At 72.3% G+C, this 24,695-nt stretch carries 24 protein-coding genes and 1 pseudogene; 7 read left to right on the forward strand and 18 right to left on the reverse strand.

What is annotated here, in order from left to right:
- Window positions 1-27: 27 nt before the first annotated feature.
- The 3 genes from ACN27J_RS22520 to ACN27J_RS22530 form a co-directional block, all read right to left on the reverse strand.
- A complete protein-coding gene (locus ACN27J_RS22520; RefSeq protein WP_421369279.1) occupies window positions 28-1,707 on the reverse strand; it encodes a ricin-type beta-trefoil lectin domain protein in 1,680 nt (559 codons plus the stop codon).
- 93 nt (window positions 1,708-1,800) lie between these two features.
- Window positions 1,801-2,103 (reverse strand): DUF4229 domain-containing protein, encoded by a 303-nt coding sequence (locus ACN27J_RS22525; protein WP_421369281.1) that lies wholly within the window; start codon window positions 2,101-2,103, stop codon window positions 1,801-1,803.
- Window positions 2,104-2,111: 8 nt separating this feature from the next.
- Entirely contained in the window at window positions 2,112-2,531 is a 420-nt protein-coding gene (locus ACN27J_RS22530; protein WP_421369283.1) for a hypothetical protein, read from the reverse strand.
- A 164-nt stretch (window positions 2,532-2,695) separates the two neighbouring features.
- On the opposite strand from ACN27J_RS22530, the gene ACN27J_RS22535 reads away from it, so the two are divergent.
- Window positions 2,696-3,637, forward strand: coding sequence for a cation:proton antiporter (locus ACN27J_RS22535; RefSeq protein WP_421369285.1), 942 nt, complete (start codon window positions 2,696-2,698; stop codon window positions 3,635-3,637).
- Here ACN27J_RS22535 and ACN27J_RS22540 read toward each other — a convergent pair.
- From ACN27J_RS22540 to mqnE, 3 genes and pseudogenes are all read right to left on the reverse strand, one after another.
- Window positions 3,605-4,276, reverse strand: a complete 672-nt coding sequence (locus ACN27J_RS22540; protein ID WP_421369287.1) for a DUF2254 family protein — start codon at window positions 4,274-4,276, stop codon at window positions 3,605-3,607. The genes ACN27J_RS22535 and ACN27J_RS22540 overlap by 33 nt on opposite strands.
- 44 nt (window positions 4,277-4,320) lie before the next feature.
- A pseudogene (locus tag ACN27J_RS22545) lies at window positions 4,321-4,806 on the reverse strand (DUF2254 family protein); the annotation flags it as partial.
- A 111-nt stretch (window positions 4,807-4,917) separates the two neighbouring features.
- Window positions 4,918-6,087: an aminofutalosine synthase MqnE gene (mqnE, locus tag ACN27J_RS22550; protein ID WP_282234473.1), complete on the reverse strand. Its 1,170-nt coding sequence runs from the start codon at window positions 6,085-6,087 to the stop codon at window positions 4,918-4,920.
- A 297-nt stretch (window positions 6,088-6,384) separates the two neighbouring features.
- On the opposite strand from mqnE, the gene ACN27J_RS22555 reads away from it, so the two are divergent.
- Entirely contained in the window at window positions 6,385-8,025 is a 1,641-nt protein-coding gene (locus tag ACN27J_RS22555) for a C40 family peptidase (protein ID WP_421369289.1), read from the forward strand.
- A 209-nt stretch (window positions 8,026-8,234) separates the two neighbouring features.
- Here ACN27J_RS22555 and ACN27J_RS22560 read toward each other — a convergent pair whose 3' ends face one another.
- The gene (locus ACN27J_RS22560) at window positions 8,235-8,693 is read right to left on the reverse strand and encodes a hypothetical protein (protein ID WP_421369291.1); all 459 of its coding nucleotides are present in this window, start codon (window positions 8,691-8,693) and stop codon (window positions 8,235-8,237) included.
- Between the two features lie 337 nt (window positions 8,694-9,030).
- Here ACN27J_RS22560 and ACN27J_RS22565 point away from each other — a divergent pair, with 337 nt between their 5' ends.
- The 3 genes from ACN27J_RS22565 to ACN27J_RS22575 all read left to right on the forward strand — a co-directional run bounded on the left by ACN27J_RS22565 (window position 9,031) and on the right by ACN27J_RS22575 (window position 12,044).
- Window positions 9,031-9,555, forward strand: a complete 525-nt coding sequence (locus ACN27J_RS22565; RefSeq protein WP_421369293.1) for a hypothetical protein — start codon at window positions 9,031-9,033, stop codon at window positions 9,553-9,555.
- A gap of 360 nt (window positions 9,556-9,915) precedes the next feature.
- Window positions 9,916-11,346 (forward strand): DEAD/DEAH box helicase, encoded by a 1,431-nt coding sequence (locus ACN27J_RS22570; protein ID WP_421372386.1) that lies wholly within the window; start codon window positions 9,916-9,918, stop codon window positions 11,344-11,346.
- Window positions 11,347-11,423: 77 nt separating this feature from the next.
- Window positions 11,424-12,044: a putative glycolipid-binding domain-containing protein gene (locus tag ACN27J_RS22575; protein WP_421369295.1), complete on the forward strand. Its 621-nt coding sequence runs from the start codon at window positions 11,424-11,426 to the stop codon at window positions 12,042-12,044.
- A gap of 6 nt (window positions 12,045-12,050) precedes the next feature.
- Here ACN27J_RS22575 and ACN27J_RS22580 read toward each other — a convergent pair whose 3' ends face one another.
- Complete coding sequence (locus ACN27J_RS22580) at window positions 12,051-13,151, reverse strand: PLP-dependent cysteine synthase family protein (RefSeq protein WP_421369296.1); 1,101 nt, start codon at window positions 13,149-13,151, stop codon at window positions 12,051-12,053.
- 30 nt (window positions 13,152-13,181) lie between these two features.
- Window positions 13,182-13,631 (reverse strand): Lrp/AsnC family transcriptional regulator, encoded by a 450-nt coding sequence (locus tag ACN27J_RS22585; protein ID WP_278173175.1) that lies wholly within the window; start codon window positions 13,629-13,631, stop codon window positions 13,182-13,184.
- 336 nt (window positions 13,632-13,967) lie between these two features.
- Here ACN27J_RS22585 and ACN27J_RS22590 point away from each other — a divergent pair, with 336 nt between their 5' ends.
- A complete protein-coding gene (locus tag ACN27J_RS22590; protein WP_347403703.1) occupies window positions 13,968-14,228 on the forward strand; it encodes a BldC family transcriptional regulator in 261 nt (86 codons plus the stop codon).
- 23 nt (window positions 14,229-14,251) lie between these two features.
- Here the strand turns inward: ACN27J_RS22590 and ACN27J_RS22595 are convergent, their stop codons facing one another.
- Window positions 14,252-14,881: a UbiX family flavin prenyltransferase gene (locus ACN27J_RS22595; RefSeq protein WP_421369299.1), complete on the reverse strand. Its 630-nt coding sequence runs from the start codon at window positions 14,879-14,881 to the stop codon at window positions 14,252-14,254.
- Between the two features lie 110 nt (window positions 14,882-14,991).
- Here ACN27J_RS22595 and ACN27J_RS22600 point away from each other — a divergent pair, with 110 nt between their 5' ends.
- Complete coding sequence (locus ACN27J_RS22600; protein WP_421369301.1) at window positions 14,992-16,038, forward strand: terpene synthase family protein; 1,047 nt, start codon at window positions 14,992-14,994, stop codon at window positions 16,036-16,038.
- A gap of 20 nt (window positions 16,039-16,058) precedes the next feature.
- Here the strand turns inward: ACN27J_RS22600 and mqnP are convergent, their stop codons facing one another.
- The 8 genes from mqnP to hemL all read right to left on the reverse strand — a co-directional run bounded on the left by mqnP (window position 16,059) and on the right by hemL (window position 24,594).
- The gene (gene mqnP, locus ACN27J_RS22605; RefSeq protein WP_421369303.1) at window positions 16,059-16,985 is read right to left on the reverse strand and encodes a menaquinone biosynthesis prenyltransferase MqnP; all 927 of its coding nucleotides are present in this window, start codon (window positions 16,983-16,985) and stop codon (window positions 16,059-16,061) included.
- Window positions 16,982-18,445, reverse strand: a complete 1,464-nt coding sequence (locus tag ACN27J_RS22610) for a menaquinone biosynthesis decarboxylase (RefSeq protein ID WP_421369305.1) — start codon at window positions 18,443-18,445, stop codon at window positions 16,982-16,984. Before ACN27J_RS22610 ends, mqnP begins: the two co-directional genes overlap by 4 nt.
- Window positions 18,446-18,529: 84 nt before the next feature.
- Complete coding sequence (gene ccsB / locus ACN27J_RS22615) at window positions 18,530-19,540, reverse strand: c-type cytochrome biogenesis protein CcsB (protein WP_421369307.1); 1,011 nt, start codon at window positions 19,538-19,540, stop codon at window positions 18,530-18,532.
- Window positions 19,540-21,144: a cytochrome c biogenesis protein ResB gene (gene resB, locus ACN27J_RS22620; RefSeq protein WP_421369308.1), complete on the reverse strand. Its 1,605-nt coding sequence runs from the start codon at window positions 21,142-21,144 to the stop codon at window positions 19,540-19,542. The genes ccsB and resB overlap by 1 nt, the downstream gene beginning before the upstream one ends.
- Window positions 21,144-21,944, reverse strand: a complete 801-nt coding sequence (locus tag ACN27J_RS22625) for a cytochrome c biogenesis CcdA family protein (protein WP_421369310.1) — start codon at window positions 21,942-21,944, stop codon at window positions 21,144-21,146. The genes resB and ACN27J_RS22625 overlap by 1 nt, the downstream gene beginning before the upstream one ends.
- The gene (locus ACN27J_RS22630; RefSeq protein WP_421369312.1) at window positions 21,937-22,581 is read right to left on the reverse strand and encodes a TlpA family protein disulfide reductase; all 645 of its coding nucleotides are present in this window, start codon (window positions 22,579-22,581) and stop codon (window positions 21,937-21,939) included. Before ACN27J_RS22630 ends, ACN27J_RS22625 begins: the two co-directional genes overlap by 8 nt.
- Window position 22,582: 1 nt before the next feature.
- Window positions 22,583-23,230 (reverse strand): histidine phosphatase family protein, encoded by a 648-nt coding sequence (locus ACN27J_RS22635; RefSeq protein WP_123607031.1) that lies wholly within the window; start codon window positions 23,228-23,230, stop codon window positions 22,583-22,585.
- Window positions 23,227-24,594 (reverse strand): glutamate-1-semialdehyde 2,1-aminomutase, encoded by a 1,368-nt coding sequence (hemL, locus tag ACN27J_RS22640; protein WP_421369314.1) that lies wholly within the window; start codon window positions 24,592-24,594, stop codon window positions 23,227-23,229. The genes ACN27J_RS22635 and hemL overlap by 4 nt, the downstream gene beginning before the upstream one ends.
- Window positions 24,595-24,695 lie beyond the last annotated feature (101 nt).

The following is a 24,695-nucleotide window of genomic DNA, read 5'->3' on the forward strand; positions in this document are numbered from 1 at the left end:
CCCGGGTCGGGCCGGCCGCCCGTACGGTCACCGCTGGTTGAAGGTCTGCTTCGGGTGACCCACGCAGTACCAGATCATCAGCGGCGAGCCCACCCCGTGACCGTCGACATCCAGGCACTTGCCGGTCAGCGGGTTGACCAGGGTGCCGCTGCGGCCCTGCCACTTCTGCCAGTTCTGCGCCGGGTGGCCGCTGCAGTACGCCATCTGCACCGGGGTGCCGTCTTCGCTGGCACCCCAGGCCACATCCATGCAGAGCCCGTTGGCGCGGATCGTGCCGTCGCTGCGCAACTGCCACCACTGCGACTTGTTCTCGGCGCAGCGCTGCAGGGTGAGCCGTGTCCCGTCGGAGCCGGCACCGGCGCTGACGCACAACCCGGTCTCCTTACCGACCAGCTGGTAGGTGTTGGACGGGCGTACCGGGGCGGGCGGCGCCGCCGGGGTGGTCTGCTTCGGCGGGTTCTTCGTGGCGCGCGGGCTGGGCGGCGGTGCCGCCCGCCGGGTGTTGACCGTAGCCGGTGGCGTCGTCGCTGACCTGGACTTCGGCGAACCGGTCGGGGAAGCGGCCGGGGTCGGTGACGTCGACGGCGACGCGGAGGCCGACGGCGACGGCGTGGCCGACGGCGACGGCTCGGTGGTCATCCGGGCGTCCATCGCGTAGAAGTCGGTGAGCCGCTGCACCGACTCCAGCAGGTTCTCGGTCTCCTTGTCGAGCGGGCCGTCGGTCTGGCGCACCGCGTCGACCCCGGCGTGGTACGCGGCCAGCGCCATCAGGTAGACGTCCCCTTCGGCGTCGCCGAACGACTCGACCAGCGCGCACATCGCGGTGCCGAACGCCGGGATGGCCGCCGCCGGCACCATCGGTGACGCGTCGGCCGGCCCGTGCTCCTGCCAGAGCTCGGTGGTGAACTGGGCGATGCCCTGCCGGTCGTCGGCGCCGACCAGGGTCGCGTCGAACCCGGACAGCGCCATCAACGAGGCGGCGACCGCCGGGGCGGTGACCGCCGGGCAGGTCGATCCGGCCTCGACGATCAGCTCGACGTACTCGGTGGAGATCGCCTTCGGCTGACGGTTCGTGTCGGCCGGCTCGTCGCCGGACCCGCCGAACTGCGGCAGCTTGCTGTAGTACGCCGCGTAGCCGCTGGCCTGGCCGACGTAGGTGAGTGCCGGATCGGGTACCCCACCGGCGTCGGTGACCGTGTCCAGCCCGGTGTGGAACGCCGCGAGCGCCAGCCACCACTGGTCACCCGGCACCTCTGCCACCCGCAGCCGGCCGCTGAGCTGGCACATCTGGCGGGCCAGGGCGATCACGTTTGCCTCGACGTCGGCGCGTTCCGCCGCCGGCCACGGCGCCCAGTCCTGCCAGTCCTGCGAGTCGAGCCCGGCGATGCCCTGCCCACCGGAGGTGGTGGTGTCCGCGCCGGCGTCCAGGCCGGACTCGGCCATCAGCTGGCCGGCGACCCGGGCCGGGTTGAGCATCGGGCACGACTCGGCGGCGGCGACGATGACCGCCAACTGCTCGTCGGAGACCGGCTGGCCGATCAGGTCGTCGTCGCGGGCGGACGCCGCACCGAACCCGATGGTCGCGACGACCGTGGACAGCGCCGCCAGCCCGGCGATGACGCCTGCCGTGGTGCGTCGCGGGAGCCGATCGAGCAGGCGTCGGAACAGGTCGAGCAGGCGTCGGAACGGCAAGGATCCGGGCATCATGATCAACCACCGTCTCAGGTGCATCCGCCGAGGCGATTCCGGTCGATATTGAATCGATCCCACTCAGCCACGGTCAATGCCGGTGGGTGAATGCTAGGAATCCTCCTGGGACTTGCCCGCCGTACCGGACCTGCCGGCCGTACCGTCGGTCTGGTCGTCGCCGGCCAGCGCGGACCGCAACCGTTCCTTCTCGGACCGGCGGCGCTCGGCGGACTCGGCGATCTGCTGCGCCATCTCGTCCCGCCAGCCGCGCATCAGAAACCACGACAGCGCGGCCGAGAAAATGACCGCGATCATAAGTTTAAGAAAAATGTTGATGTCGACCGGCCAGAGGGCCAGCACGACGATCACGAACAGCCCGATCCGGCCGAGCGTGTACTTCACCGCAGGGCTCATGCCTCTCCTCACCGGCCGTCCAGCCACCGGACGCCATGGAACCAGACCGCCGCGTACACCAGGGCGAAGACCGCCGCTCCGATCCCGCCGCCGGCCGTCGGCGGCAGGTCGGCCGCGATCCCGGCGGCGAGCAGCCCGGACGCGACCCCGACCCCGGTCGCCACGGCGGCGGCGACGAACCGGGCGGAGCCGCCGGCCCAGGCCCGGAAGTCGTCGGCGAACAGCCACGCCGGCAGGATCACCGCCAGCCAGCCGTTCGACTGGCCGAGCCGGCCGTCGCCGATCAGCGTGAACACGCCGTCGAACAGCAGCAGCACGACCAGGCCGATCACCAGGCCGGCGCCGACCACGCCGAGCAGATCCGGCAACGCGACGACCCGACCTGCGGCGTCCCGGCGCGGAAGACTGTCGCTCTTCGATTCCGTCATGACCAGATGAGGGTACGCCTGGGCCGGTGCCGCACCCGGACCAGGTTTGCCACGCCGGCATCCGGATAACCGGCCAAGATGGCAGCCGACCCCCGGTGGTACGGGGCACCGAGGGTCGACGCCGCCAGGTTTGAGCCGCCCACCGCTGCGGTGAAGGTGTCCGGATGCATCCGCTGCATCTGAGCTACGCCCTGGTCGGCGTGCTCGCCGTACTGCTGGCCTTCTGGTCGAGCGCCATCCGCCGCGCGCCGGTCAGCGAACCGCTGCTCGCGTTGCTGCTCGGCGTCCTGGTCGGCCCGGTGTCCGGGCTGTCCGGGACACCCGCCGAACAGGCACTGCCGGCCCGGCTGCGTCAGGTGATCAGCGGTGAGTCCGGGATCAACGACGGGCTCGCGTACCTGTTGGTCGCGCTGGCGTTGATCGCGGCCGCCGCCCGGCCGGCCGGGCAGCAGGTGGCCGAGGCGGCCTGGGGCGTCGGCGGTGCGGTCCTGGTCGGGGTGGCGGTCGGCTGCCTGGCCGGTTGGGCGGTACGGGCGGCCGAGGCGCGGGAGCAGGTCGACCAGGGCTCGCTGCTGGTCTTCGCCGTGGTCCTCGGCGTGGCCGCGTTGGGCGTCGCCCGGGTCGCCGGTACCGACGCGATCCTCGCCGTGTTCGTCACCGGGCTGGCCTACAACCGGCTGATCGGCCGCCGGTCCCGGGCGTCTGAGCAGCAACTCGACGACGCGCTCACCCGGTATCTCGTCCTGCCGGTGTTCTTCCTGCTCGGTCTGGTGGTGCCGTGGCGGCAGTGGCTGGAGCTCGGCTGGCCCGTCGTGGCGTTTCCGGTGGCCGTGCTGCTGCTGCGCCGGCTGCCGGTGGTGCTGGCCCTGCGGCCGGCGCTGGGCATGTCGTGGCGGGACACGGTGTTTCTCGGCTGGTTCGGCCCGATCGGCGTGTCCGCGCTGTTCTACCTGACGTACAGCTACGCCGAGGGGGCGACGGATTCCCGGCTGTGGGCGGCCGGGACGCTGGTGATCGCGGCCAGCACCCTGGTGCACGGGGTGACCGCCACCGCCGGTCGCCGCTGGTACTCCTCAGCGACGTCCCGGGGCGTCGGCGGCCGGTGACGCCGCCCGGCACCGCTGGATGTCCGGCCGGTGCTCGGGCCGGGCCGCCGTGGCCAGATCGGCGAGAATGCTGTCGATCAGCTCGATGACCCTGGGCTGGTCAGTGGCTGCCTGCCGGACGTCGGTGATCGAGGTGGCGAGGTGGCTGGCGAACGACTGCCGGCGGACGTGGACCCGGACCGTCCCGTCGTCGTCCCGGACGATCCTCGGTCGGTCCGGCCGGTCGGCCAGTCGGCGTAGCAGGTCATGCGCCTCCTGCAGGGCGCGGACGGCGGTGGTGGCGTCGTTGATGCCGGGCGAGAGCGCCCGTTCGGCGATGTCGGCGAGCTGCCGTAGCCCGAAGCCGACGTCCTGGCCGGGGACCCGTTCGACGCCGACCTCGACGGCCTGTCCGGCCAGCGTCGCGTCGACCGGGCCCGGCGGGGTGTCACCGACGGCGTGTACGGCGACCAGTGGCATGCCGGCCACCACGAACTCGCCGGGGATCCGTTCGACGGTGAGGGCGCAGCCGTCCCGGCGGGCGAGCCGCGCCAGCAGGTTGACGTCGACCGCGATGACCACCCCGGTGGCCGGTGCCGCCAGCACATCGACGATCGGGCCGTCCGGGGAACCGGTCGGATCGGTCGGCCGGGCGCCCACCGGTCGATGCTGCGTCTGCTCTGCACCCCGATCGCCGCGATCATGTGCGAGACCCGCATCAGAGCGGTCATATGGTGCAGGTAGTAGATGAACATTCCGGTGCTGCCCAGCACCAGGGCCATCGACACGGCCAGCGACAGCGCCGGCAGCCGGGCGTCGGACCGGTCCGGTAGCGCGGCGAGGACCACCATCGCGAACAGGAACGTCGCGACGAAGGTGCCGAGGGTGGCCTGGGTGACCCGGTCGCGCAGGAACGTCCGCAGTACCCGGGGTGAGTACTGGCTGGAGGCCAGCTGCACCGCTACCACCGTGATGGAGAAGACCAGCGCGGTGAACGAGATCATCGCGGTGATCACCGCCGACAGCAGCGACCTGGCGCCGGCCGGTCCGCTCGGCAGGAAGCCGTCCAGCGGCAGCCGTAGCCGCAGCTCCAGGGCGGTGAGCAGGATCGCGCCGAGCACCGCGCCGGTCGCGAACGCCGCCGGTACCGCCCAGAAACTGCCCCACACGCCACGGAGGCGGGACAGCATGCCACGGCGCTGATTCACCGCTGCGTCTTTCCCACGCCGGGGCGGGTCGACACCTGCCCGCCGGATCAGGCCGGTCCGGGCTGCTCGAAGGCGTTGCCGGTGCGGCCTCGCTCAGGCCCAGATCTGCTGCGGCTCGGCCCGCCGGTCGGCCAGCGCCGGCGGCCGGTCGTACTCGCGTACCACCTGGTAGCGGGTGTCCCGCTCGACCGGCTGGAAGCCAGCGTCCCAGATCAGGTGCAGCAGGTCCTCGCGGTGCATGGTGTTCGGCGTGCCGTAGGAGTCCGCGTCGTGGGTGATCTTGTACTCGACCACCGACCCGTCCAGGTCGTCGACGCCGAAGTTGAGCGACAGCTGTGCCACGGACAGCCCGTGCATCACCCAGAAACACTTGACGTGCGGCACGTTGTCGAACAGCAGCCGGGACACCGCGAAGGTCTTCAACGACTCGGCCGGCGCCGCCATCGTGGTGCGCTCCTGGATCCGGTTACGGATCTTGCCGTCCGCCGAGTCGACAAAGTCGTGCTGGTAGCGCAGTGGGATGAAGACGGTGAAGCCGCCGGTCTCGTCCTGCAACTCGCGCAGCCGCAGCACGTGGTCCACCCGGTGCCGGGGCTCCTCGATGTGCCCGTACAACATCGTTGACGGGGTCCGCAGCCCCTTGCTGTGCGCCAGCCGGTGAATCCGTGACCAGTCCTCCCAGTGGCAGGCGTGGTCGACGATGTGCTGGCGGACCTCCCAGTCGAAGATCTCCGCGCCACCGCCGGTCAGCGACTCCAGACCGGCGTCCATCAGCTCGTCGAGGATCTCGTCCGCCGGCAGCCCGCTGATCTTTTCGAACCACTGCACCTCGGTCGCGGTGAACGCCTTGAGCTTGACGTTCGGCAGCGCCGCCTTGAGCTCGCGCAGCACCTTCGGGTAGTACCGCCAGGGCAGGGTCGGGTGCAGGCCGTTGACGATGTGCAGCTCGGTGAGCTGCTCGTCCTCCATCTCCTTGGCCTTACGGACGGCCTCGTCGATGCGCATCGTGTATGCGTCCTTCTCGCCCGGCTTGCGCTGGAACGAGCAGTACGCGCAGGAGGCGCTGCACACGTTGGTCAGGTTGAGGTGCCGGTTGACGTTGAACATCACCCGGTCGCCGTTGAGCTCGGTCCGCCGGTGGTGCGCCAGCCGGCCCAGCCAGGCCAGGTCGTCGCTGGCGTACAGGTCCACCCCGTCGGTGTAGTCCAGCCGCTCCCCGGCGTACACCTTCTCTTCGAGCTCACGCTTGCGACCAGCGTCCACGTCCGCCACGCCCCTTCCCGGCCGGCCACGCCGACGACCCGCCGTCGACGACCATCAGCCGTGATCCGCGTTCGAGCGTACGTCCCGGGGCCGCCGATCGGCTCGTCGCCCGGCGGCACAGCGACCTGCGTCATGCCCGGGTCGCCAACCTCTCAGCTTCTCGTTACCTCACGAATCATCGACATCAGCAGCCCCGTGCGGTAAGACCGATGTGGGACAGGCGACACCAGGCGACGCGACTCGGTTCCGGCGCATCAGCACCGGACAAATGCGCCGTACGGGAGCGAGCGGGCAGGCATGGCACGAAGAAGCAGGGGCGCGGCAGTGGGCCAGCGGCGCGACGGAGCACGGCGGCAACGCCGGTTCGTGATGGTCGGTGCCGTTCCGGTCCGGCTGAGCCCGGCCCTGTGGGCCGGCCTGCTCGGCGCCGTCACCGCAGTCGCCCTGGCCTCCCCGGTGTACGCCCAGCCGGCGACCGTGCCGGACACCGGCAGCCGGCCGGTGCCCGCCGGCGGCCTGCAGCTGCCCGGCACCGGCCCGACGACCAACGCGCCGGCCATCACCCCCACCCCGGTGGAGGGCCCGCTCGCCGCGCAGATCTACGCCGGTGAGACCGAGGTCGCGCTGCTCGGTCAGCAGCTGCTCGAGCTCGAACAGGAGCAGACCGCGGCGGAGACCGCACTGGCCGCCGCCGAGCAGTCGCTGCGCGAGGCGCGAACCGCGCTGATCGAGGCGCAGCGGGACGCGGACAGCGCGGCGTCGTACGCACTGAAGGACGCCGCCGCGATGCCGCCCGGCGAGTACCGCGGTGATTTGCACGGACTCGGTGCCCTGTCCCGGCTGCAACGGGGCCAGCAGCCCGGCGTCGGCACCGACGCCGCCAACCGGGACGTTTCGCTCGCCGCTGCCGCCGAGCAGGAGGCGTACCAGACCTACACGGCGGCGCTGGCCCTGGTCGACGCGCTGCGCAGCGAGTTCGGCAGCACCGAGGGCACGTACAAGCAGCGGGAGACCGCGCTGCTCGCGTTGAAAGAGCAGAACACCGAGCAACTGGTGGCGATCGAACGCCAGCGGGAGGCCGCCGAGCAGGAGATCGGGCAGGGCATCGACGGGATCGACGGTGCCGCCGCCCATCCCCGTGCCGTCGCCGCCCTGGAGTTCGCCCTCAAGCAGCTCGGCAAGCCATACCTGTGGGGGGCCGAGGGACCGCACCGCTACGACTGTTCCGGCCTGATGTGGGCGGCGTACCGGTCGCCCGGCGCCGACTACTTCGGCCTGCCCCGGGTGGCCAAGGACCAGTACTACGCGACCCGGCACAACAAGGTGGACCGGTCGGCACTGCTACCCGGTGACCTGATCTTCTTCGCCTCCGGGTCCAGTTGGACGACGGTGCACCACGTCGGGATGTACGTCGGCAACGGCAAGATGGTGCACGCGCCGACCACCGGAGACGTGGTCAAGGTCTCCACCGTCTGGTGGTCCCGGTTCTACGCGGCGACCCGGGTGATCCGCGAGGTCGCACCGACCCCGACCCCGACGCCCACCCCGACCCCGACGCCCACGCCATCGCCGGACCCGTCGCCCGATCCGACGCCGGACCCCACGGACTCGCCGTCGCCCGACCCGTCCGACTCGCCGTCCCCGGACCCCACGGATTCGCCGTCGCCGGATCCGTCGGATTCGCCGTCGCCTTCCCCGTCGCCGTCGACCAGCCCGTCCACGCCCGGTCCGATGCCGACGCCGAGCGACCCCAGCCCGTCGCCGACCGGCTCCGGGGCTCCGGATCCGGACGCGAGCGGCTCCGGAACCCCGGATCCGGACGCGAGCGGCTCCGGAACCCCGACCAGTACCCCGAGCGAGTCGAGTTCCGCTTCGGCCGGCCCGAGCGCGTCGGCGACGTCGGCCGGCACGCCGAGCGCAGGCCCGCTGGAAGGCTGACCGTACGTCCTCCGGTCGGACCGTTGCGCCCAGTACCGGACAGACGGCCACGGTCGGTACGCCGATACTCCGGCTGTGCCGAGGTGCATCGGTATGGCACGGTAAACCGGCGGACTCCTCACCGACCGGAGGTGTTCCGGTGAGCTGGCACGGGAGGCAGTGATGGACGAAGCTCGGCCCTGGTCGTCGGTGGACCAGGTCGACGGTGGTCAGCGGCGGGTGCCCGACCAGGTCGACCGGTCCGGATCGGCGCCGCCACCGGCAGAGGAGTTGCCGGCTCCGTTCAGTCCGCCGCCGCCACCACCGGCCGGGGCGCTGTGGGCGTCGCCGGTCGGCACCGGTTCCAGTGCCGACGTCCCGGTCGTGCCTGGTACGTCTTCCCCGTCGTCGGCGGCCGGGCCGTCGGCTCCGACCTCGCCGGCTCCGACCTCGCCGGCGGCCGGGTCGTCCGCTTCCGCGTCGCCGGCTCCCGCGTCGCCGGCTCCCGCGTCGCCGGCGTCCGCATGGTCGGCGTTCGCCTTGCCCTGGCAGCCGCCGGCCACGACTGACCAGCAGCCGGCCGACCATGCCGCGTCGGCGTCCGCAGCTGCCGCGACCGAGCCACCCGCTGCGGTGTCGTCGCCTCCGGCGGCCAGCGGGGAAGCCGCGTCGGCCCGTGCCCGCGCCACGGTGGCCGGAGCGCAACGGGTCTCCGCCAGCGACGTCGGGGCGCTCCGGGTGCCGACCGGCGGGACCCGTGTCTACGGTGCGCGTCGTACCGAGGAGCCCTCGCCCAGCGATCCGGCCCTACCCCCCGACCCGGTACAGCCGCCCGCACCTGCGGAACCGCCGTCCAGGCCGACCTCACCCGAGCCGGAACCCGCCCCGGCCCCGGCTCCGCCGTTGCCGCCACGGCCGACCTCACCCGCTCCGGTGCCAGGCCCGTACCCGCCGGGCCCGGGTCCGAACCCACCGGGCCCGACTCCGCCACCGCCGTTCCCGCCGCCAGCCGGGACCGCGTACCAGATGACCCAGGCGGCCGGCGGCTACACGATCCCACCGGCGGTTCCACCGACGCCGTGGCGCGAGTCACCGCCGACGCCCTGGCACCAGCCGCCGGCGCCGCCGGAGCCGGTCGCGCCGCCGGAGCCTTCGCCGGCCTACGGGCAGTGGGCACGCAGCACCCCGGCCCCGGCGGCCGGGCGGGTGTACGGGGCCCGCCGGCCCGACAGCGACACGCCCGGACCCGGCCCGGCCAGCCGGCCAGCGGCCGATCCGACGATGGGTCTGCCGATGGGGGCGCCCGGCGGCATGCCCGGGGCACCCGGCGGCGTGGTGTTCAACCCCGCCGTGGAAAACTCCGGCTCGCTGACCGGTCACATCCTGGCCCAGGGCTGGGCTGACCTGCCCGAGCGGGAGGACCGCAGTACCACCAAGGTGGTGCTGGCCATGGCGGTCGGTCTGGCCGTGATGGTGGTGATCGGCATCATCGCGGTGCTCGCCGTGGGTAACACCTTCACCGACATCTTCGACGGGCTGCTGGGCGGTTGACGCCGGATCGGCGGAGGTGAGTCGGCCCACCGGTCGGACGGGTCAGGTGGCAGCAGCGCGGCAAACCCGTACACTTGTCACTCGATCATCAACCCGGCGCGCTACCGCGTGCTCATGGGCGATCTTGCGGGCGATTCAACGGTGCACACCGGAACGGGCCATTCGCGAAGATCCGCCCCGCTCTGAGAGGTTTTCTTGACCACCTTCGCTGATCCCAGCACGTTCCCCTCCGTTCTCGACACCGTGCCCGAGGCCGCCGACCTGCCGGCGGAGCCGGCGACCAGCCAGACCGCCGAGCCGGTCGCCGCGGCCGCGGCCGCCGAGCCGGTTGTCGCCGAGCCTGACTTCGCGGCGCTCGGGTTGCCCCGGCAGCTGGTCCGGGCACTCGCCCGGGAGGGCATCACCACCCCGTTCGAGATCCAGCGCGCCACCGTGCCCGACGCGTTGGCGGGCCGGGACGTGCTCGGTCGCGGCCAGACCGGCTCCGGCAAGACCCTCGCGTTCGGCCTGCCGTTGCTGGCCCGGATCGCCGACGGCCGGCGGGCCCGCCCACTGCGGCCCCGGGCCCTGATCCTGGTCCCCACTCGCGAGCTGGCGATGCAGGTCAACGACGCGTTGTTCCCGCTGGGCCGGGCGGTCGGGGTCTTCCTCAAGACGGCGGTCGGCGGCGTCCCGTACGACCGGCAGATCGATTCGTTGCGTCGCGGTGTGGAGATCATCGTGGCCACCCCGGGGCGGCTCGGTGACCTGATCCAGCGCGGCGTCTGCCAGCTGGACGACATCGAGATCACCGTCCTGGACGAGGCGGACCAGATGGCCGATATGGGCTTCCTGCCGGAGGTCACCGAGCTGCTGGCCAAGACTCCGGCGGACGCCCAGCGGCTGCTCTTCTCAGCCACCTTGGACAATGACGTCGACACGCTGGTCCAGCGGTTCATGACCGATCCGGTCACCCATTCCACCGCGCCGGCCACCGCCGCCGTGACCACCATGGACCACCATCTGCTGCTGATCCCGCCGAGCGACAAGTTCGCCGTGGCCGCTTCGATCGCCGCCCGTTCCGGGCGGACCATGATGTTCGCCCGTACCCAGCTGGGCGTGGACCGGCTGGTGGACCAGCTGGCGTCGGTCGGGGTGCGGGCCGGTGCCCTGCACGGCGGCAAGACCCAGCGGGTACGCACCCGTACCCTCGCCGAGTTCAAGGAAGGCCGGACGAACGTCCTGGTCGCTACGGACGTGGCTGCCCGGGGCATCCACGTCGACGGGGTCTCGCTGGTGGTGCACGTCGACCCGCCGAAGGACCCCAAGGACTACCTGCACCGGGCGGGGCGGACCGCGCGGGCCGGCGAGTCCGGCGCGGTCGCCACCCTGGTGCTGCCGAAACAGCGGCGCAGCACCCTGGCCATGCTGGAAAAGGCCGGGGTGGAGCCGGCCCAGACCCGGGTACGCCGCGGCGACGCCGCGCTGTCCGAGCTGACCGGCGCGACCGAGCCGAGCGGCGTGCCGATCGTGAACGAGCCGGAGCCGCCCCGGCAGTCCCGCGCGAGGGGGGACCGGTTCCGGCCGGACCGCCCCGACCGCTTCCGGGGGCGGGGCGACCGCTCCCGGGCCGACGGAGCGGACCGCTTCCGGGGTGACGGCGAGCGGGGTGCGCGCGGTGGTGCCGACTGGGCCGGCCGTGGTGGTGCCGACCGGGCCGGCCGGGGTGGCGCCGACCGGGCCGGTGGTGACCGGCGGCGCGGCGGTGGTGACCGGCGCTTCACCGACCGGCGGCCGAGCCGCAGCTACTGACCCGCTACGACCCGCGTGCGTGACCGGCGCCGACGACCCGCTCCGCGGCGGCTCGTCGGGCCGGTACGGTCGGGAACATGCCGACGTTGCCGAAATCGATCGTCTGGACGCGGACGGACACCGGCGGTGCCGATCAGGTCCTCTTCGACGACCAGCGCGGGCTGACCGCTCGCGGGGTGGCGGTGGCGGCGGCGCCGCTGCCGTACAGCTGCCACTACGAACTCGCCACCGACGAACAGTGGGCCGCCGTCCGGCTCACCGTCACCGTCGAGGGTGCCGGCTGGCTGCGGACCGTACGGATGGAACGGGCGCTCGGCCGGTGGCGGGTGAGCACCGCCGAACAGGGTGACCTGGACCGTGCTTTGCGGGCGGCCGGGCGCAGCCCGGTCGGCCTGCCCGGCACCGAGGAACCGGGCCGGCTCGACGCGGCGCTCGATGTCGATCTGGACGCCGCGCCGCTGTTCAACACCCTGCCGATCCGCCGGCTGCGGTTGTCGGAGCAGCCGGTCGGGCAGGAACACCGGCTGGTCGCGGCCTGGGTCCGGGTGCCGAGCCTGGAGGTGATGCCGATGGAGCAGACCTACACGGTGCTCGGCGCTGACCGGGTCCGGTACCGCAGCGACAGCTTCACGGCCGACGTGACGGTGGATCCGGACGGTTTCGTGCTGCACTACCCGGGGCTGGCGCAGCGCGCCTGATCCCGATCAACGCGCGTCGGTCGGCCATTCGCCGGTACGCAGGAACTGTTCGGCCACGGCCCGGTACGGGGCCAGATCGATCCCGTGCCGGGTCAGCCAGTCGGCCGAGTAGTAGCTGGCGGCGTACCGTTCGCCGCTGTCGCACAGCAGCGTCACCACCGAGCCCTGCTCGCCGGCGGCCCGCATCTGCGCGATCAGCGCGAACGCGCCCCACAGGTTGGTGCCGGTCGACCCGCCGACCCGCCGACCCAGCAGGTCGCTGGCGATGCGCATGGCGGCCAGTGAGGCGGCGTCCGGAACCTGGATCATCCGGTCCACCACGGACGGCTGGAAGGACGCTTCGACGGTCGGCCGACCGATCCCCTCGATCATCGACCCCCGGCCGGTCGAGGTCGACCAGTCACCGCTGCACCATGCCGGGTAGAAGGCGGAGTTCTCCGGGTCGACGACGCAGATCTTGGTGCGGTGCCGCTGGTAGCGGACGTACCGGCCGATGGTGGCGCTGGTGCCGCCAGTGCCGGCACCGACCACGATCCAGTGCGGGACCGGGTGCCGTTCCAGCGCCAGCTGGGCGAATATCGACTCGGCGATGTTGTTGTTGCCCCGCCAGTCGGTGGCCCGTTCCGCGTAGGTGAACTGGTCCATGAAGTGCCCGCCGAGGTCCTCGGCGAGCCACCGTGCCTCGATCACCACTGCGGCCGGGTCGCGGACCAGGTGGGGGCGGGCACCGTGGAACTCGATCTGGGCGATCTTCTCCGCCGAGGTGCCGGCGGGCATCACCGCCACGAACGGCAGGCCGAGCATCCGGGCGAAGTACGCCTCGGAGATGGCGGTGGAGCCACTCGACGCCTCGACGATCGTGGTCTGCGGACCGATCCACCCGTTGCACAGGCCGTACAGGAACAACGAGCGGGCCAGCCGGTGCTTGAGTGAACCGGTCGGGTGCACCGACTCGTCCTTGAGGTAGAGGTCGATGCCCCAGGACGGGGGGAGTGGGAACGGCAGCAGGTGGGTGTCGGCGGACCGGTTGGCGTCCGCCTCGACCTTGGCGATCGCGTCGGTCACCCAGGCCCGGCCGGCGTCGTCGTACCGGTCCAGTTGATTCACTCGCAGACGGTAACAAGTGACGTCGCCGAATCACCCGGTCAGGGGGCGGGGCCGGTTCTCCCATTTGGTGGACAGGGTGACGCTGGTCCGGGTGTTGGCGATCCCCGGTGTCCGGTTCAGCCGCATGATGAGCTGTTCCAGCTCGGCGATGGTGCCGACCCGGGCGAGGCAGAGGAACGACTCGGTGCCGGCCATGAAGTAGCAGGACTCGATTTCCGGCATGTCGCGCAGCGCGTCGAGCACCGCCTCGGTGTCGGCACCTGAGTCTTCGACCAGTCCGATCAGGGCGGTGACGCCGAGGCCGACCGATTCCGGCTGTACGTCGGCCCGGTAGCCGCGCAGCACGCCGGAGGTTTCGAGCTTGCCGATCCGTTCGTGTACGGCGGGTGCGGAGAGTCCGACCTGGCGGGCGAGTTCGGCGTAGGAGAGCCGGGCGTTGCCGCGCAGCAGGTCGACGAGCCGGAGGTCGATGGCGTCCACGGGATGTAGACCCTAGTGCCTGTCGCCCGCCCGGGTGGCCCGCACTGGTCCGCGCCGGCGGTTGGCGGTCGCCGTGCCGATGGCCTGCGGTCGTCCGGGCCGGTGTCCGCCTCGTTCCGCATCCGGATCCGCTGGTTGACGAGCTAGGGTAAATTACAACATAGGGCGCAAATCCTACCGGGTAACTGCCCAGTCGGGTAGCTTTCCTCATTTCCCGGACACGGCGGTCGGCCGGTGCTCTAATGGCCGTACGTCTGGCACTACGGCATCTGGCACACGGTCCATCGGGGGGCTGACTGGCCACGCCAGAGCCGTCGTGGACGCGAGGAGGGGACCGTGGACACTGGAGATCGTCTGCTGACGCCGGGCGAGGTGGCCGCGCTGTTCCGTGTCGACCCGAAGACCGTCACACGATGGGCAGCGGCCGGCCGGATCGGCAGTATCCGAACTCCCGGAGGCCATCGTCGGTTCCGGGAGTCCGAGGTGCGTGCGCTACTCGAAGGCGAAGGCGTGCTGGAGGAGATGCAGGCGGAAAGCGCGGAGACCACCCGGCCCCGGCACACCGAGAACGGATCAGGAGCAGCCGGGCCGTACTGACGCCGGCCGCACTGAGCCGGTGGTCACGGCCGGTCCGCGCCCAACTCGCCGGACCACCGCCGGAACAGATCGTGCGGTACGCCGAGCGCGTCCAGCACCTTGCCGGCGACGAAATCGACCAACTGAGCGGCGGTGGCCTCGGCACCCGCACCATAGAAGCCCGGACTGGCCGGCAGCACCACCGCGCCCGCATCGTGCAGGGCGAGCAGGTGCTCCAGGTGACTGCGGGTCACCGGGGTCTCCCGGGGGACCAGCACGACCGGCCGGCGTTCCTTGAGGTTCACCTCGGCGGCCCGCTGCAGCAGGTCCTTGGACAGCCCGATGGCGATGCCGGCGCAGGCGGCCGTGCTGGCCGGTACGACCACCATCCCGCGTACCTGGTACGAGCCGCTGCTCGGCCCGGCGGCGAGATCACCCGCCGGCCAGAACCGTACGTCCGCGTCGTCCAGCCCACGGCCGAGCCAGCGGGCCAGGTCGGCGCGCCAGTGACTGTCCCGCAGCGGTGCGCCCGTCTCGTCGAGCAGGGTGAGCCGGGCCGCGCGGGACACCACCAGGTCGACCGGATGGCCGGCGTCGAGCAGCGCGCGGAGCACCGCGGCCGGGTACGGCGTACCGGACGCCCCGGAGATGCCGATCACCCATGGTCTTCTCATCAGATCCCTGTTCGCGTGGCTGGTCGCGGGCTGTCGCCGGTGCCCGGTCACCCCATAGGGTAAGACGACCCGCCTTACGGACACATTGGCAGCAACTTCGCAGGCAGCCCATGGACTCCCGCAAATTCACCCCGTCGCCGCCCCGCCCCGACATCCCGTACGGCTCTTCCTGCCTCGACGGGCCGGCCGCCGAACTGCTCGGCGAACTGCTCGTGGAGCTGCGCGCCGGCTGCCCGCTGCCCACCGTGCTGTCCCCGTACGCGGCACAGGCCGACGCCTGGCTGCCCGGCTGGCTGCAGCGGTGCGGCCTGCCACCGGGCACCGCCACCCACCGTCGGCTCGCCGGGGCCCGGATCGGCCGGTACGCCGCCCGGCTCTATCCAGGTGTGCCGGCGGCCCGGCTGCGGGTGCTGGCCGCCATGTTCGCCTGGTTCTTCCTGCTCGACGACGAGTTCGACGGGGTCGCGGATCCGCCGGAGGGGAGGTTGCGCCGACTCGCCGACGAGGTGCTGGCGGTGCTGCGCGGTGACCCGGCGCCGGGCCCTGACCCGGTCCTGGCCGGACCGCTGCGCCGGATGCTCGCCGGTCCGTGGCAGGCGGTGCAACGGGCCATGCCCGACTGGTGGCGCCGCCGGTTCGTCGAGGCGGTGGCGGAGCACCTCGACGGAGCGGTACGCGAGGCGGCGAACAAAGCGGCCGGCCACCGGCCCGGCCCGGACGAGTACGTCGAGTTGCGCCGGGCCACTTCGGCGGCGCACGTGGCGTACACCCTGATCGACTACGCGACCGGCGACCCGGTGCCGGACGCCGTCTTCCACCACCCCCGGGTGCGCGATGTCCGGGTCGCCGGCAACGACCTGCTCTCCTGGTACAACGACCTTTTCTCACTGCCCCGCGACCTGACCACCGCCGGCGGTCACAACCTGGTGGTGGCGGTCGCCGAGGCGCGGCGGGTGCCGATCGGCGACGCGCTGGTCATCGTCGCGCACCGGTGGCGGGCCGAGATGGCGGCGTTCGGCGCACGCCAGGCCGAGGTGCCGTCGTTCGGGCCGGACCACGCCCGGGCGGCGCACGGCCTGCTGGCCGGGGTCGGGTACGCCGTCCGCGGCACCATCGACTGGTCGTTCGAGAGCGCCCGCTACCAGCAGCGGCGCTGACCGGCCGGGGCGGTCAACGGTCAGCGCAGGTCGAGCCGTACCACCAGGTCGACCAGGGCGAACGCGAACAACGCGATGCCGACGAAGCCGTTGGCGGTGAAGAACGCCCGGTTGACCCGGGACAGGTCGGTCGGCGTCACCACCAGATGCTGGTAGCCGAACGCCACCGCGGTCAACGCCAGCCCGATCCACCACGGCCAGCCGAAGCCGACCAGCACGCCGAACCACCCGAACAGGGCGAACGTCACCAGGTGCGCCACTGTCGAGGCGTGCAGCGCGAAGCGTCGACCGTACCGGGCGGGCACGCTGCGTACCCCGATCTCGCGGTCGACCTCGGCGTCCTGGCAGGCGTAGATCAGGTCGAATCCGCCGATCCACAGCCCGACCGCGGCGCCGAGCAGGATCGCCGGCCCGGCTCCGTCGAAGGTGCCGGTGACCGCCAGCCAGGCACCGACCGGGCCGACCAGTTGGGCCAGCCCGAGCACCGCGTGCGGCCAGTCGGTGAACCGCTTGGCGTACGGGTAGACCACCAGCGGGACCGCCGCCAGCGGGGCGAGCGCGAGGCAGAGCGGGTTCAACGCGGCGGCGGCGCCGAGGAAGACCACCAGCGCGACCACCGCGCCGGTCCAGGCCGTCCGGACGCTCACCGCCCCGGTCACCAGTTCCCGTCCGGCGGTACGCGGATTGCGCGCGTCGATGTGCCGGTCGATGATCCGGTTCGCCGCCATGGCGAACGTCCGGGCACCGACCATCGCGACGGTGATCAGCAGCAGGTCGAGCCAGCGGACGCCGCCGTCGAGGCGGGCCATCACGGTCAGCGCGGACAGGTACGCGAACGGCAGCGCGAAGACCGAGTGCTCGATCGCGACGAGCCGTAGGAAGGCCCGGATCCTGCCGACCGGGGCGGCGGGCGCGCCGGCCGGTCCGGTGGTGGCTGCGGCACTCACGAGATCCCGTACTCCCGCCACCGCTTGTCCACCAGCGAGACGATCTCCGGCGACATGCTCATCTCCTGCGGCCAGCCCCGGGTGTAGCCCTCGGTGGGTAGTTTGCGGGTCGCGTCGACGCCGGCCTTGCCGCCCCAGAACTGCTGGTACGACGAGTGGTCGAGGTGGTCGACCGGGCCCTCGGTGAGTAGCAGGTCGCGGGCGTAGTCGACGTTGCCGAAGGCGCGGAACGCGACCTCGTGGTAGTCGTGCACGTCGCAGTCGTCGTCGACCACGACGATCAGCTTCGACAGCGACAGCAGGTGGGCGCCCCAGATCGCCGACATGATCTTCTGGGCGTGCTTCGGGTAGCGCTTGCGGATCGACACGATCACGCAGTTGTGGAACACCCCGGCGGCCGGCAGGTCGTAGTCGACGATGTCCGGGATCAGCATCCGCAGCAGCGGCAGGAAGATCCGTTCGGTGGCCTTGCCGAGCCCGTGGTCCTCCTGCGGCGGCTTCGAGGTGATGATCGAGTGGTAGAGCGGGTCGCGCTGGGTGGTCATGCATTCGATGTGCAGCACCGGGAACGGCTCGACCGGGGTGTAGAAGCCGGTGTGGTCGCCGAACGGGCCCTCGGGCAGCCGCTCGCCCGGCTCCAGGTAGCCCTCCAGCACGATCTGGGCGTGCGCCGGCACCTGCAACGGCACGGTCTTGCAGTCGACCATCTCGACCCGCTGGCCGCGCAGGAACCCGGCGAACAGGTATTCGTCGATGTCGCCGGGCAGCGGGGCCGACGCCGAGTAGCTGACCACCGGGTCGCAGCCGATCGCTACCGCCACCGGAAGCCGCTCGCCGCGCCGCTCGGCGACCGCGTGGTGGGCGGTGGAGTCCTTGTGGATCTGCCAGTGCATGCCGAGCGTGGTGGGTGAGTGCTGCTGCAGCCGGTAGAGGCCCAGGTTGCGCTTGCCGGTCTCCGGGTGCTTGGTGTGGGTCAGCCCGTAGTTGTGGAAGATGCCGCCGTCGCCGGGCCAGACCTGCAGCCCGGGCAGCCGGTTCAGGTCGACGTCCGCGCCGGTGTAGACGACCTCCTGGCAGGGCGCGGTCTTGACCTTGCGCGGCGGCAGCGAGGTGAGCTGCATGACCTTGCCGAGCCCGTCGCGGATGCCGGACCAGCCGACCGGCAGGTCGGGCTTGATCATCGCCCCGATCCGGTCGCCGATCTCGTTCAGGTTCTCGACGCCGAGCGCCATCGCGGTGCGTTTCTCGGTGCCGAACAGGTTGATCGCCACCGGCATCTCGCCCCGGGTGGGCCGGTCGAACAGCAGCGCCGGCCCGCCGGCGCGCACGGTCCGGGTGACGACCTCGCTGACCTCCAGCGTCGGATCCACCGGTACGTCGACCCGCCGCAGCTCACCGGCCGTCTCCAGCGCCGCGACGAAGTCCTTCAGATCCTGGTACGGGAAACCTGGAGCCGCCATGCCGCCAAGTCTGGCCTACCCGGCGGCCGGTGCCACCACCCGGGGCGGTGATTCGCGCCGCGTCCGGACTCGGGCCGGTGCCGGTCAGGCGTAGGAGTGCAGGCTCTCGAAGAAGTAGTTGACCCCGAACAGGTTCATCAGCATGGTGAGGAAGCCGAGGATCGCGATCCAGGTGACCGTGGTCCGCCGTACGCTCGGGGTCGCCCGGGCGTGCAGGTAGCCGGCGTAGATCACCCAGGAGATGAACGCCCAGGTCTCCTTCGGGTCCCAGGCCCACGGCCGCGACCAGGCGTGTTCCGCCCAGATCGCCCCGGCGATCACCGCGAAGGTGAACACCGGGAAGCCGAAGGCGTGCAACCCGAAGGTGAGCCGTTCCAGCGACACCGCCGCCGGCACCCGCTTGGCCAGCAGGTACGGGAACCCGCGCCGACCCTGCTCGTAGCCGTGCCGCAGCAGGAACATGGCGGCCGGGATCGACCCGAGCAGCAGCACCCCGGACGACGCCATGATCGTCGAGACGTGGATGGCGTACCAGTAGGACTCCAGCGCCGGCACCAGCGGCGTGATCGGGGTGTAGAACACCAGGCCGGCCAGGCCGAGCAGGGCCACCATGACGAGCGCGACGAACAGGCCGAGCAGCCGCAGCGACGGCCGGCGGTAGACCATCACCAGCCAGGCGGCCACCCCGACGAAGGTGATCGCCAGGACGTACTCGTACATGTTGCCCCACGGCAGCCGCTCTGCGGCGATCCCCCGGGTGACCAGGCAGGCCAGGTGGAACAGGGCACCCAGCACGGTGGCGCCGGCGGCGAACCAGCCGGCGAGTCCGACCGCCGGCCAGCCGGTCCGCTCGCTGCCCGTACCCGTGCTCTTGTCGATGGTCGGCCCGGCCGGATCGACCGCGCCGGCCGGGCCGGATCCAGGCGTCGGTCCGCCGCCGGTTCCGGCCGCCGCGACGGCGGCGAGTTCGCGGTCGGGCACCGTCGCTGCAGCGGTACGCCTGGTGCCGAACCCGGCTTCGACCGCGTGGCAGATCATCGCGAGCAGATACGCGAAGATCGCCACCACCAGGAGTTGATCCGACAGTGCTGACATCAGTGCCGTCCTTCCCGTGGCCCGGCGTCGCCGCCGAGTGCCCGGATGAGCTCCCGGAACTCGTCGCCGAACCCGGGATGGTCGGTGCGCGGCAGCCCACCGGCCTCGACCAAGCTACTACCGGGTGTCGTTGACGCTGCGTCGGGGCCGGCCGGTGTGACCCGGAACCACACCCGGCGGCGTCGGCCGAACAGTGCCGGCATCAGCCCGAGCAGCAGCGCCGCCGAGCTGGCCAGCAGCAGGCCGCTGCCGGGATCGTGCCGGACCGACAGGGTCACGTACTGCGAAATGTCGAGAAATTCGATGGTGGTGCCGTCGTCCAGGGTCATGGTCTCGCCGACCCGCAGCAGCTGCGGGTCACCGACCGGCAGCAGCCGGCCGGCCTCCACCTGCCGCTGGTCGATCTGGTAGACCGAGCCGGGGATGCCGGCGTCCAAACCGAGGTTGCCCCGGTACGCCCACAGCATCACCGCCGGGTCGCGCAGCTCCGGGTGGGTGGAGCGGACGTACGGCGGCTGCTGCGGGGCGGACGGCAGCAAGAGCCCTTTGAAGGCCACCTGCAGCTGCGGGTCCCGTTCGCCGGTCGTCGGGTCGACGTTGGCGTCCGGGAAGCTGGCGACCCCTTCGCTGGTCAGCATCCCGTCGACGGCCAGGAACGGCGCGGAGACGGTCTGCGCCTGCCCGTAGCGGTCGGTGTAGCGCAGCACCGGCACGTAGCCGTGCCCGAGCAGGTAAACGTTGGCACCGTCGAGGCGCAGCGGGGAGTTCACCGAGAACGTCTCGGACCGGGCCGCGCCGCCGTCGGCGTCGACCCGCACCTCGGCGGAGTAGCTGGCCGGCTGCCCGGTCTCCAGGAAGGTGGCGGTGAAGTCGGTCAGCTCCAGACAGAACCGGGGCAGGTCACCGTCGGAGATCCGGGGGCCGAGCCGGTACTCGTCGTACTGCTGCACGGTGTTGCAGAACGCGGTGTCCGGCCCGGCGACCAGCAGCCGGTTGCCGTTCCAGCCGAACCAGCTGCCCACGGCGACCCCGAGCAGGACGCCGATCAGCGACAGGTGGAAGACCAGGTTGCCGGTCTCCTTCAAGTGGCCTTTCTCGGCGGCGACGCTGTCGTCGGTGACGGTGACCCGCCAGCGGCGGCGGCGCAGCTCGACGGCGATCGCGTCCCGCGCGGCGGCGGGTGCGTCGCCGGCCGTGGTGTCGCCGGCCGTGGTGTCGCCGGCGGCGGTCCAGCGGGCGTGCTGCGGCAGCCGGTCCAGCCGGCGCGGTGCGGCCGGCGGCGCGGCCCGCAACGCCCGTACGTGCTCGCGCAGCCGGGGCACGATGCAGCCGACCAGGGAGGTGAACAGCAGCAGGTAGATCGCCGCGAACCAGGTCGAGGCGAACACGTCGAACATGCCGAGCCGGTCCAGCACCGGGGCCAGCCGCGGGTTCGCCGCGAAGTACGCGTCGACGTTTTCGATGTTGACGTCGCGCTGCGGCAGCAGCGAGCCGGGGATCGCCGCCACCGCCAGCAGGAAGAGCAGGATCAGCGCGGTCCGCATGCTGGTCAGCTGCCGCCACGAGTTGCGCAGCAGAGCCAGCGCCGGATTCGGCCGGGACATCAGATGCCGACCTCGCCGGCCCCGACGGTGGCCTGGAACCAGATGACGAAGTCGGTCCAGGCGCCGGTGACCAGCGCCGCCCCGACCAGGATCAGCATCGCCCCGCCGACCCGGGTGACCCAGCGGCTGTTGCGCCGGATCACCGTGAACACGCCGAGCAGCCGGCGGAACGCCAGGCCGAAGACGACGAACGGCAGGCCGAGCCCGAGGCAGTACGCCACGGCGAGCGCCACCGCCCGGTCGGTCTGGCCGCTGACCGTCGCCATCCCCATCACCGCACCGAGGGTGGGGCCGACGCACGGCGTCCAGGACAGCGCGAAGACCGCGCCGAACACCGGTGCGCCGACCAGGCCGGCCTCCGGCAGCCGGCGTACCCGCACCTCGCGTTGCAGGCCGGGCACCAGACCGAGGAAGGCGAGCCCGAACAGGATGATCAGCAGCCCGACGCCGATCTCCACCGGCCGCTGGTAGACGAACAGGTGGCGGCCGACGCTGGCCATCAGGATCGCGGTGAGGGTGAAGACCACGGTGAACCCGCTGATGAACAGCAGGGTTCCGGCCAGCACCCGGCCGTGCCGGCCGCCGAAGGAACTGCCGGCACTCGCGCCGGCACCGCTGCCGCTGCGGCCACCGGTGGCGTCGAGGTCGGAGCCGGCCAGTCCGGTCACGTACGACAGGTAGCCGGGGGCGAGCGGCAGGATGCACGGGGAGAGGAAGCTGACCAGCCCGGCCAGCGCGGCCAGGCCGAGAGCCAGCAACACCGGACCGCCCCGGGCGATCTCGGCGAACGTCTCACCCATCGGCCGGGTCCGGCTCGGTGCCGGCGCCGCCGCCGGTCGCCTCGCCGCCGCCGGTCGCCTCGGCGGCGATCTGTTCGACCAGCGGCTGCAGCTCGTCCTGGCGGATCTCGGCGCGGACGACGGTGGCGATCCGGCCGCTCCGGTCGATGATCATCGTCGCGGGGATGCTGTTCGGCGGAATGTTGAAGTCCAGGGCGAGCCGGCTGGCCGGGTCGAACAGGCTCGGGTACGTCACCCGGCCCGCCTCGAAGGCGCGGGCCTTGTCCCGTTCGTCGCGGACGTTGATGCCGAGGAAGCGCACTCCCTGCTCCCGGGTCGCCTGGTAGGTGGCCTCCAGGTCGGCGGCCTCGGCCCGGCAGGGCGGGCACCAGGAGCCCCAGAAGTTGACCACCAGGACCTGGCCCCGGTACGCCGCCGGATCGAACGCGGAGCCGTCGAGCAGCTCGGCGTCCAGCTCCGGTGCCGCCGGCCGGTCGTCCCCGGTGCACCGGATCACGCCCTGCGGGTCGGTGTCGCAGTCGGTCGCCCAGTCGCTGGCGGCGCAGCCGGTCAGGGCCAGCGCGGCGGCCAACGTACCGGCGAGAAGGGCGGCCGACCGGCGGCCCGGCGCGATCAGCCCACGCCCTGCCGACCGCATCTCAGGCCCCCTTGGCCGTCCGCGCCGACGGCGACATGGCGATCAGGTGGGCAGCCGGCTCGGAGTAGCCGATGCCGACCACCTTCGCGTCCTCGAAGTGGATGGCGGTCAGGCTGGCCAGGCCGCACTGCCGGCGGCGCGGGTCGTGCCAGAGCCGCTTGCGTTCCAGGTAGCGGCGCAGCGTCCAGATCGGCAGCTGGTGGGAGACGCATACCGCCTCGTGGCCCTCGGCGGCGACCCGGGCGGCGTGCACCGCGGCGAACATCCGCTCGGCGATCGCGGTGTAGGCCTCGCCCCACGACGGGGTGACCGGATCGCGCAGCACCCACCAGTTGCGCGGGTCGCGGAACGACCCGTCGCCGGGGGAGACCCGCCGGCCCTCGAACCAGTTGGCCGACTCGATCAGCCGTTCGTCGACCGAGACCGGCAACCGGAACTGGGCCGCGATCGGCTCGGCGGTCTCCTGGGCGCGTTCCAACGGACTGGCGACCACGTGCACCACGTCCCGGTCGGCGAGGGCCTGGCTGGCCGCCTTGGCCATCTGCACGCCGAGCTCGGAGAGGCGGAAACCGGGCAGTCGGCCGTACAGAATCTTCTCCGGATTGTGGACCTCGCCGTGCCGCAGTACGTGGACGACCGTCCGTTTCATGCGTTGTCCCCCAGCGTCGGTGCCCGCAGCGCGCCGTCCGCCGCCGCAGCGGCGGCTGCGGCCCCGGCCGGCAGCGCGGCCGCGAGCTGCTCCAGGGCGGCGTCGTCGATCGCCGCCGAGACGAACCATGCCTCGAACGCACTGGGGGGCAGGTAGACGCCGTGCGCGAGCATCGCGTGGAAGAAGGCCCGGTACGCGTCGACGTCCTGCAGGCGGGCGCCAGCGTAGTCGGTGACTTCGGCGTCGGTGAAAAAGATGGAGAACATGGTGCCGGCGGTGGAGAGCCGGTGCGGCACTCCGGCGGCGGTGAGCGCCCCGGTGGCCAGCTCGGCGACCCGGGTCGCGGTGTCGGCCAGCCGCCGGTACAGGTCGGTGTCGGCCAGCCGGAGCGTGGCCAGCCCGGCGGCGCAGGCCAGCGGGTTCCCGGAGAGCGTGCCCGCCTGGTAGACCGGGCCGGCCGGGGCCAACTGCCGCATGATCTCGGCCCGGCCACCGAACGCGGCGGCCGGCAGACCGCCACCCATCACCTTGCCGTACGTATAGAGGTCGGCGTCAACCGGCTCCAGCTCGGCCCAGCCGCCCCGGGCGACCCGGAACCCGGTCATCACCTCGTCGACGATCAGCAGCGCGCCGTGGGCGTGGGCGATCCGGGCCAGTGCGGCGTTGAAGCCGGGGGCGGGCGGCACCACTCCCATGTTGCCGGCGGCCGCTTCGGTGATGATCGCGGCGATCTGGTCGCCGTGCTCGGCGAAGGTCGCCTCCACCGCCGCCACGTCGTTGTACGGCAGCACGATCGTCTCGCTGGCGGCGGCACCGGTCACCCCGGGCGAGTCGGGCAGCCCGAGGGTGGCCACCCCGCTGCCGGCGGCGGCGAGCAGTGCGTCGACGTGGCCGTGGTAGCAGCCGGCGAACTTGACGATCCGGGGCCGGCCGGTGTGGCCCCGGGCCAGCCGGATCGCCGACATCGTCGCCTCGGTGCCGGAGTTGACCAGCCGGAGCTGGTCGACCGGGGTACGGTCGACGATCTCGGCGGCCAGCTCCACCTCGCCGGGCGTCGGCGTACCGAAGCTGGTGCCGTGCGCGGCGGCTGCGCTGAGCGCGGCGACCACCTCGGGGTGGGCGTGGCCGAGGATCAGCGGTCCCCAGGAGCAGACCAGGTCGAGGTAGCGCCGGTCGTCGGCGTCGAACAGCCACGGGCCGGATCCTCGGGCCATGAACCTGGGGGTCCCGCCGACCGCCCGGAAGGCGCGCACGGGCGAGTTGACCCCGCCAGGGATGATCCTGGTGGCGCGGTCGAACAGGGCCTGGGATGCGGGCGCGTGCGCCGGGTACGGGCGGGCGCCGGCAGTTTCGGTGGCAGTCACGGCCCTGCCATTGTGGCAGCGTCACCAGGCGACCGCACATCCGACCCTGCCCAACGCCCGGGTTCCCGGCGACCGCCGTACCAGGGCCGGGCTCGCGCTGT

Source organism: Solwaraspora sp. WMMB762 (genome assembly GCF_049179115.1).
In the GTDB taxonomy this organism is placed as follows: Bacteria; Actinomycetota; Actinomycetes; order Mycobacteriales; family Micromonosporaceae; genus Micromonospora_E.

Excerpts from the sequence above, each read along its gene's own strand:
- ACN27J_RS22530 (WP_421369283.1), bottom strand. The coding sequence starts at position 2,531 with ATGACGGAATCGAAGAGCGACAGTCTTCCGCGCCGGGACGCCGCAGGT.
- ccsB (WP_421369307.1), bottom strand. The coding sequence starts at position 19,540 with ATGTCAGCACTGTCGGATCAACTCCTGGTGGTGGCGATCTTCGCGTAT.
- ACN27J_RS22520 (WP_421369279.1), bottom strand. The coding sequence starts at position 1,707 with ATGATGCCCGGATCCTTGCCGTTCCGACGCCTGCTCGACCTGTTCCGA.
- ACN27J_RS22575 (WP_421369295.1), top strand. The coding sequence starts at position 11,424 with ATGCCGACGTTGCCGAAATCGATCGTCTGGACGCGGACGGACACCGGC.
- ACN27J_RS22535 (WP_421369285.1), top strand. The coding sequence starts at position 2,696 with ATGCATCCGCTGCATCTGAGCTACGCCCTGGTCGGCGTGCTCGCCGTA.
- ACN27J_RS22595 (WP_421369299.1), bottom strand. The coding sequence starts at position 14,881 with ATGAGAAGACCATGGGTGATCGGCATCTCCGGGGCGTCCGGTACGCCG.
- resB (WP_421369308.1), bottom strand. The coding sequence starts at position 21,144 with ATGTCCCGGCCGAATCCGGCGCTGGCTCTGCTGCGCAACTCGTGGCGG.
- ACN27J_RS22630 (WP_421369312.1), bottom strand. The coding sequence starts at position 22,581 with ATGCGGTCGGCAGGGCGTGGGCTGATCGCGCCGGGCCGCCGGTCGGCC.
- ACN27J_RS22610 (WP_421369305.1), bottom strand. The coding sequence starts at position 18,445 with ATGGCGGCTCCAGGTTTCCCGTACCAGGATCTGAAGGACTTCGTCGCG.
- ACN27J_RS22555 (WP_421369289.1), top strand. The coding sequence starts at position 6,385 with ATGGCACGAAGAAGCAGGGGCGCGGCAGTGGGCCAGCGGCGCGACGGA.
- ACN27J_RS22625 (WP_421369310.1), bottom strand. The coding sequence starts at position 21,944 with ATGGGTGAGACGTTCGCCGAGATCGCCCGGGGCGGTCCGGTGTTGCTG.
- ACN27J_RS22565 (WP_421369293.1), top strand. The coding sequence starts at position 9,031 with ATGACCCAGGCGGCCGGCGGCTACACGATCCCACCGGCGGTTCCACCG.
- ACN27J_RS22635 (WP_123607031.1), bottom strand. The coding sequence starts at position 23,230 with ATGAAACGGACGGTCGTCCACGTACTGCGGCACGGCGAGGTCCACAAT.
- ACN27J_RS22525 (WP_421369281.1), bottom strand. The coding sequence starts at position 2,103 with ATGAGCCCTGCGGTGAAGTACACGCTCGGCCGGATCGGGCTGTTCGTG.
- ACN27J_RS22600 (WP_421369301.1), top strand. The coding sequence starts at position 14,992 with ATGGACTCCCGCAAATTCACCCCGTCGCCGCCCCGCCCCGACATCCCG.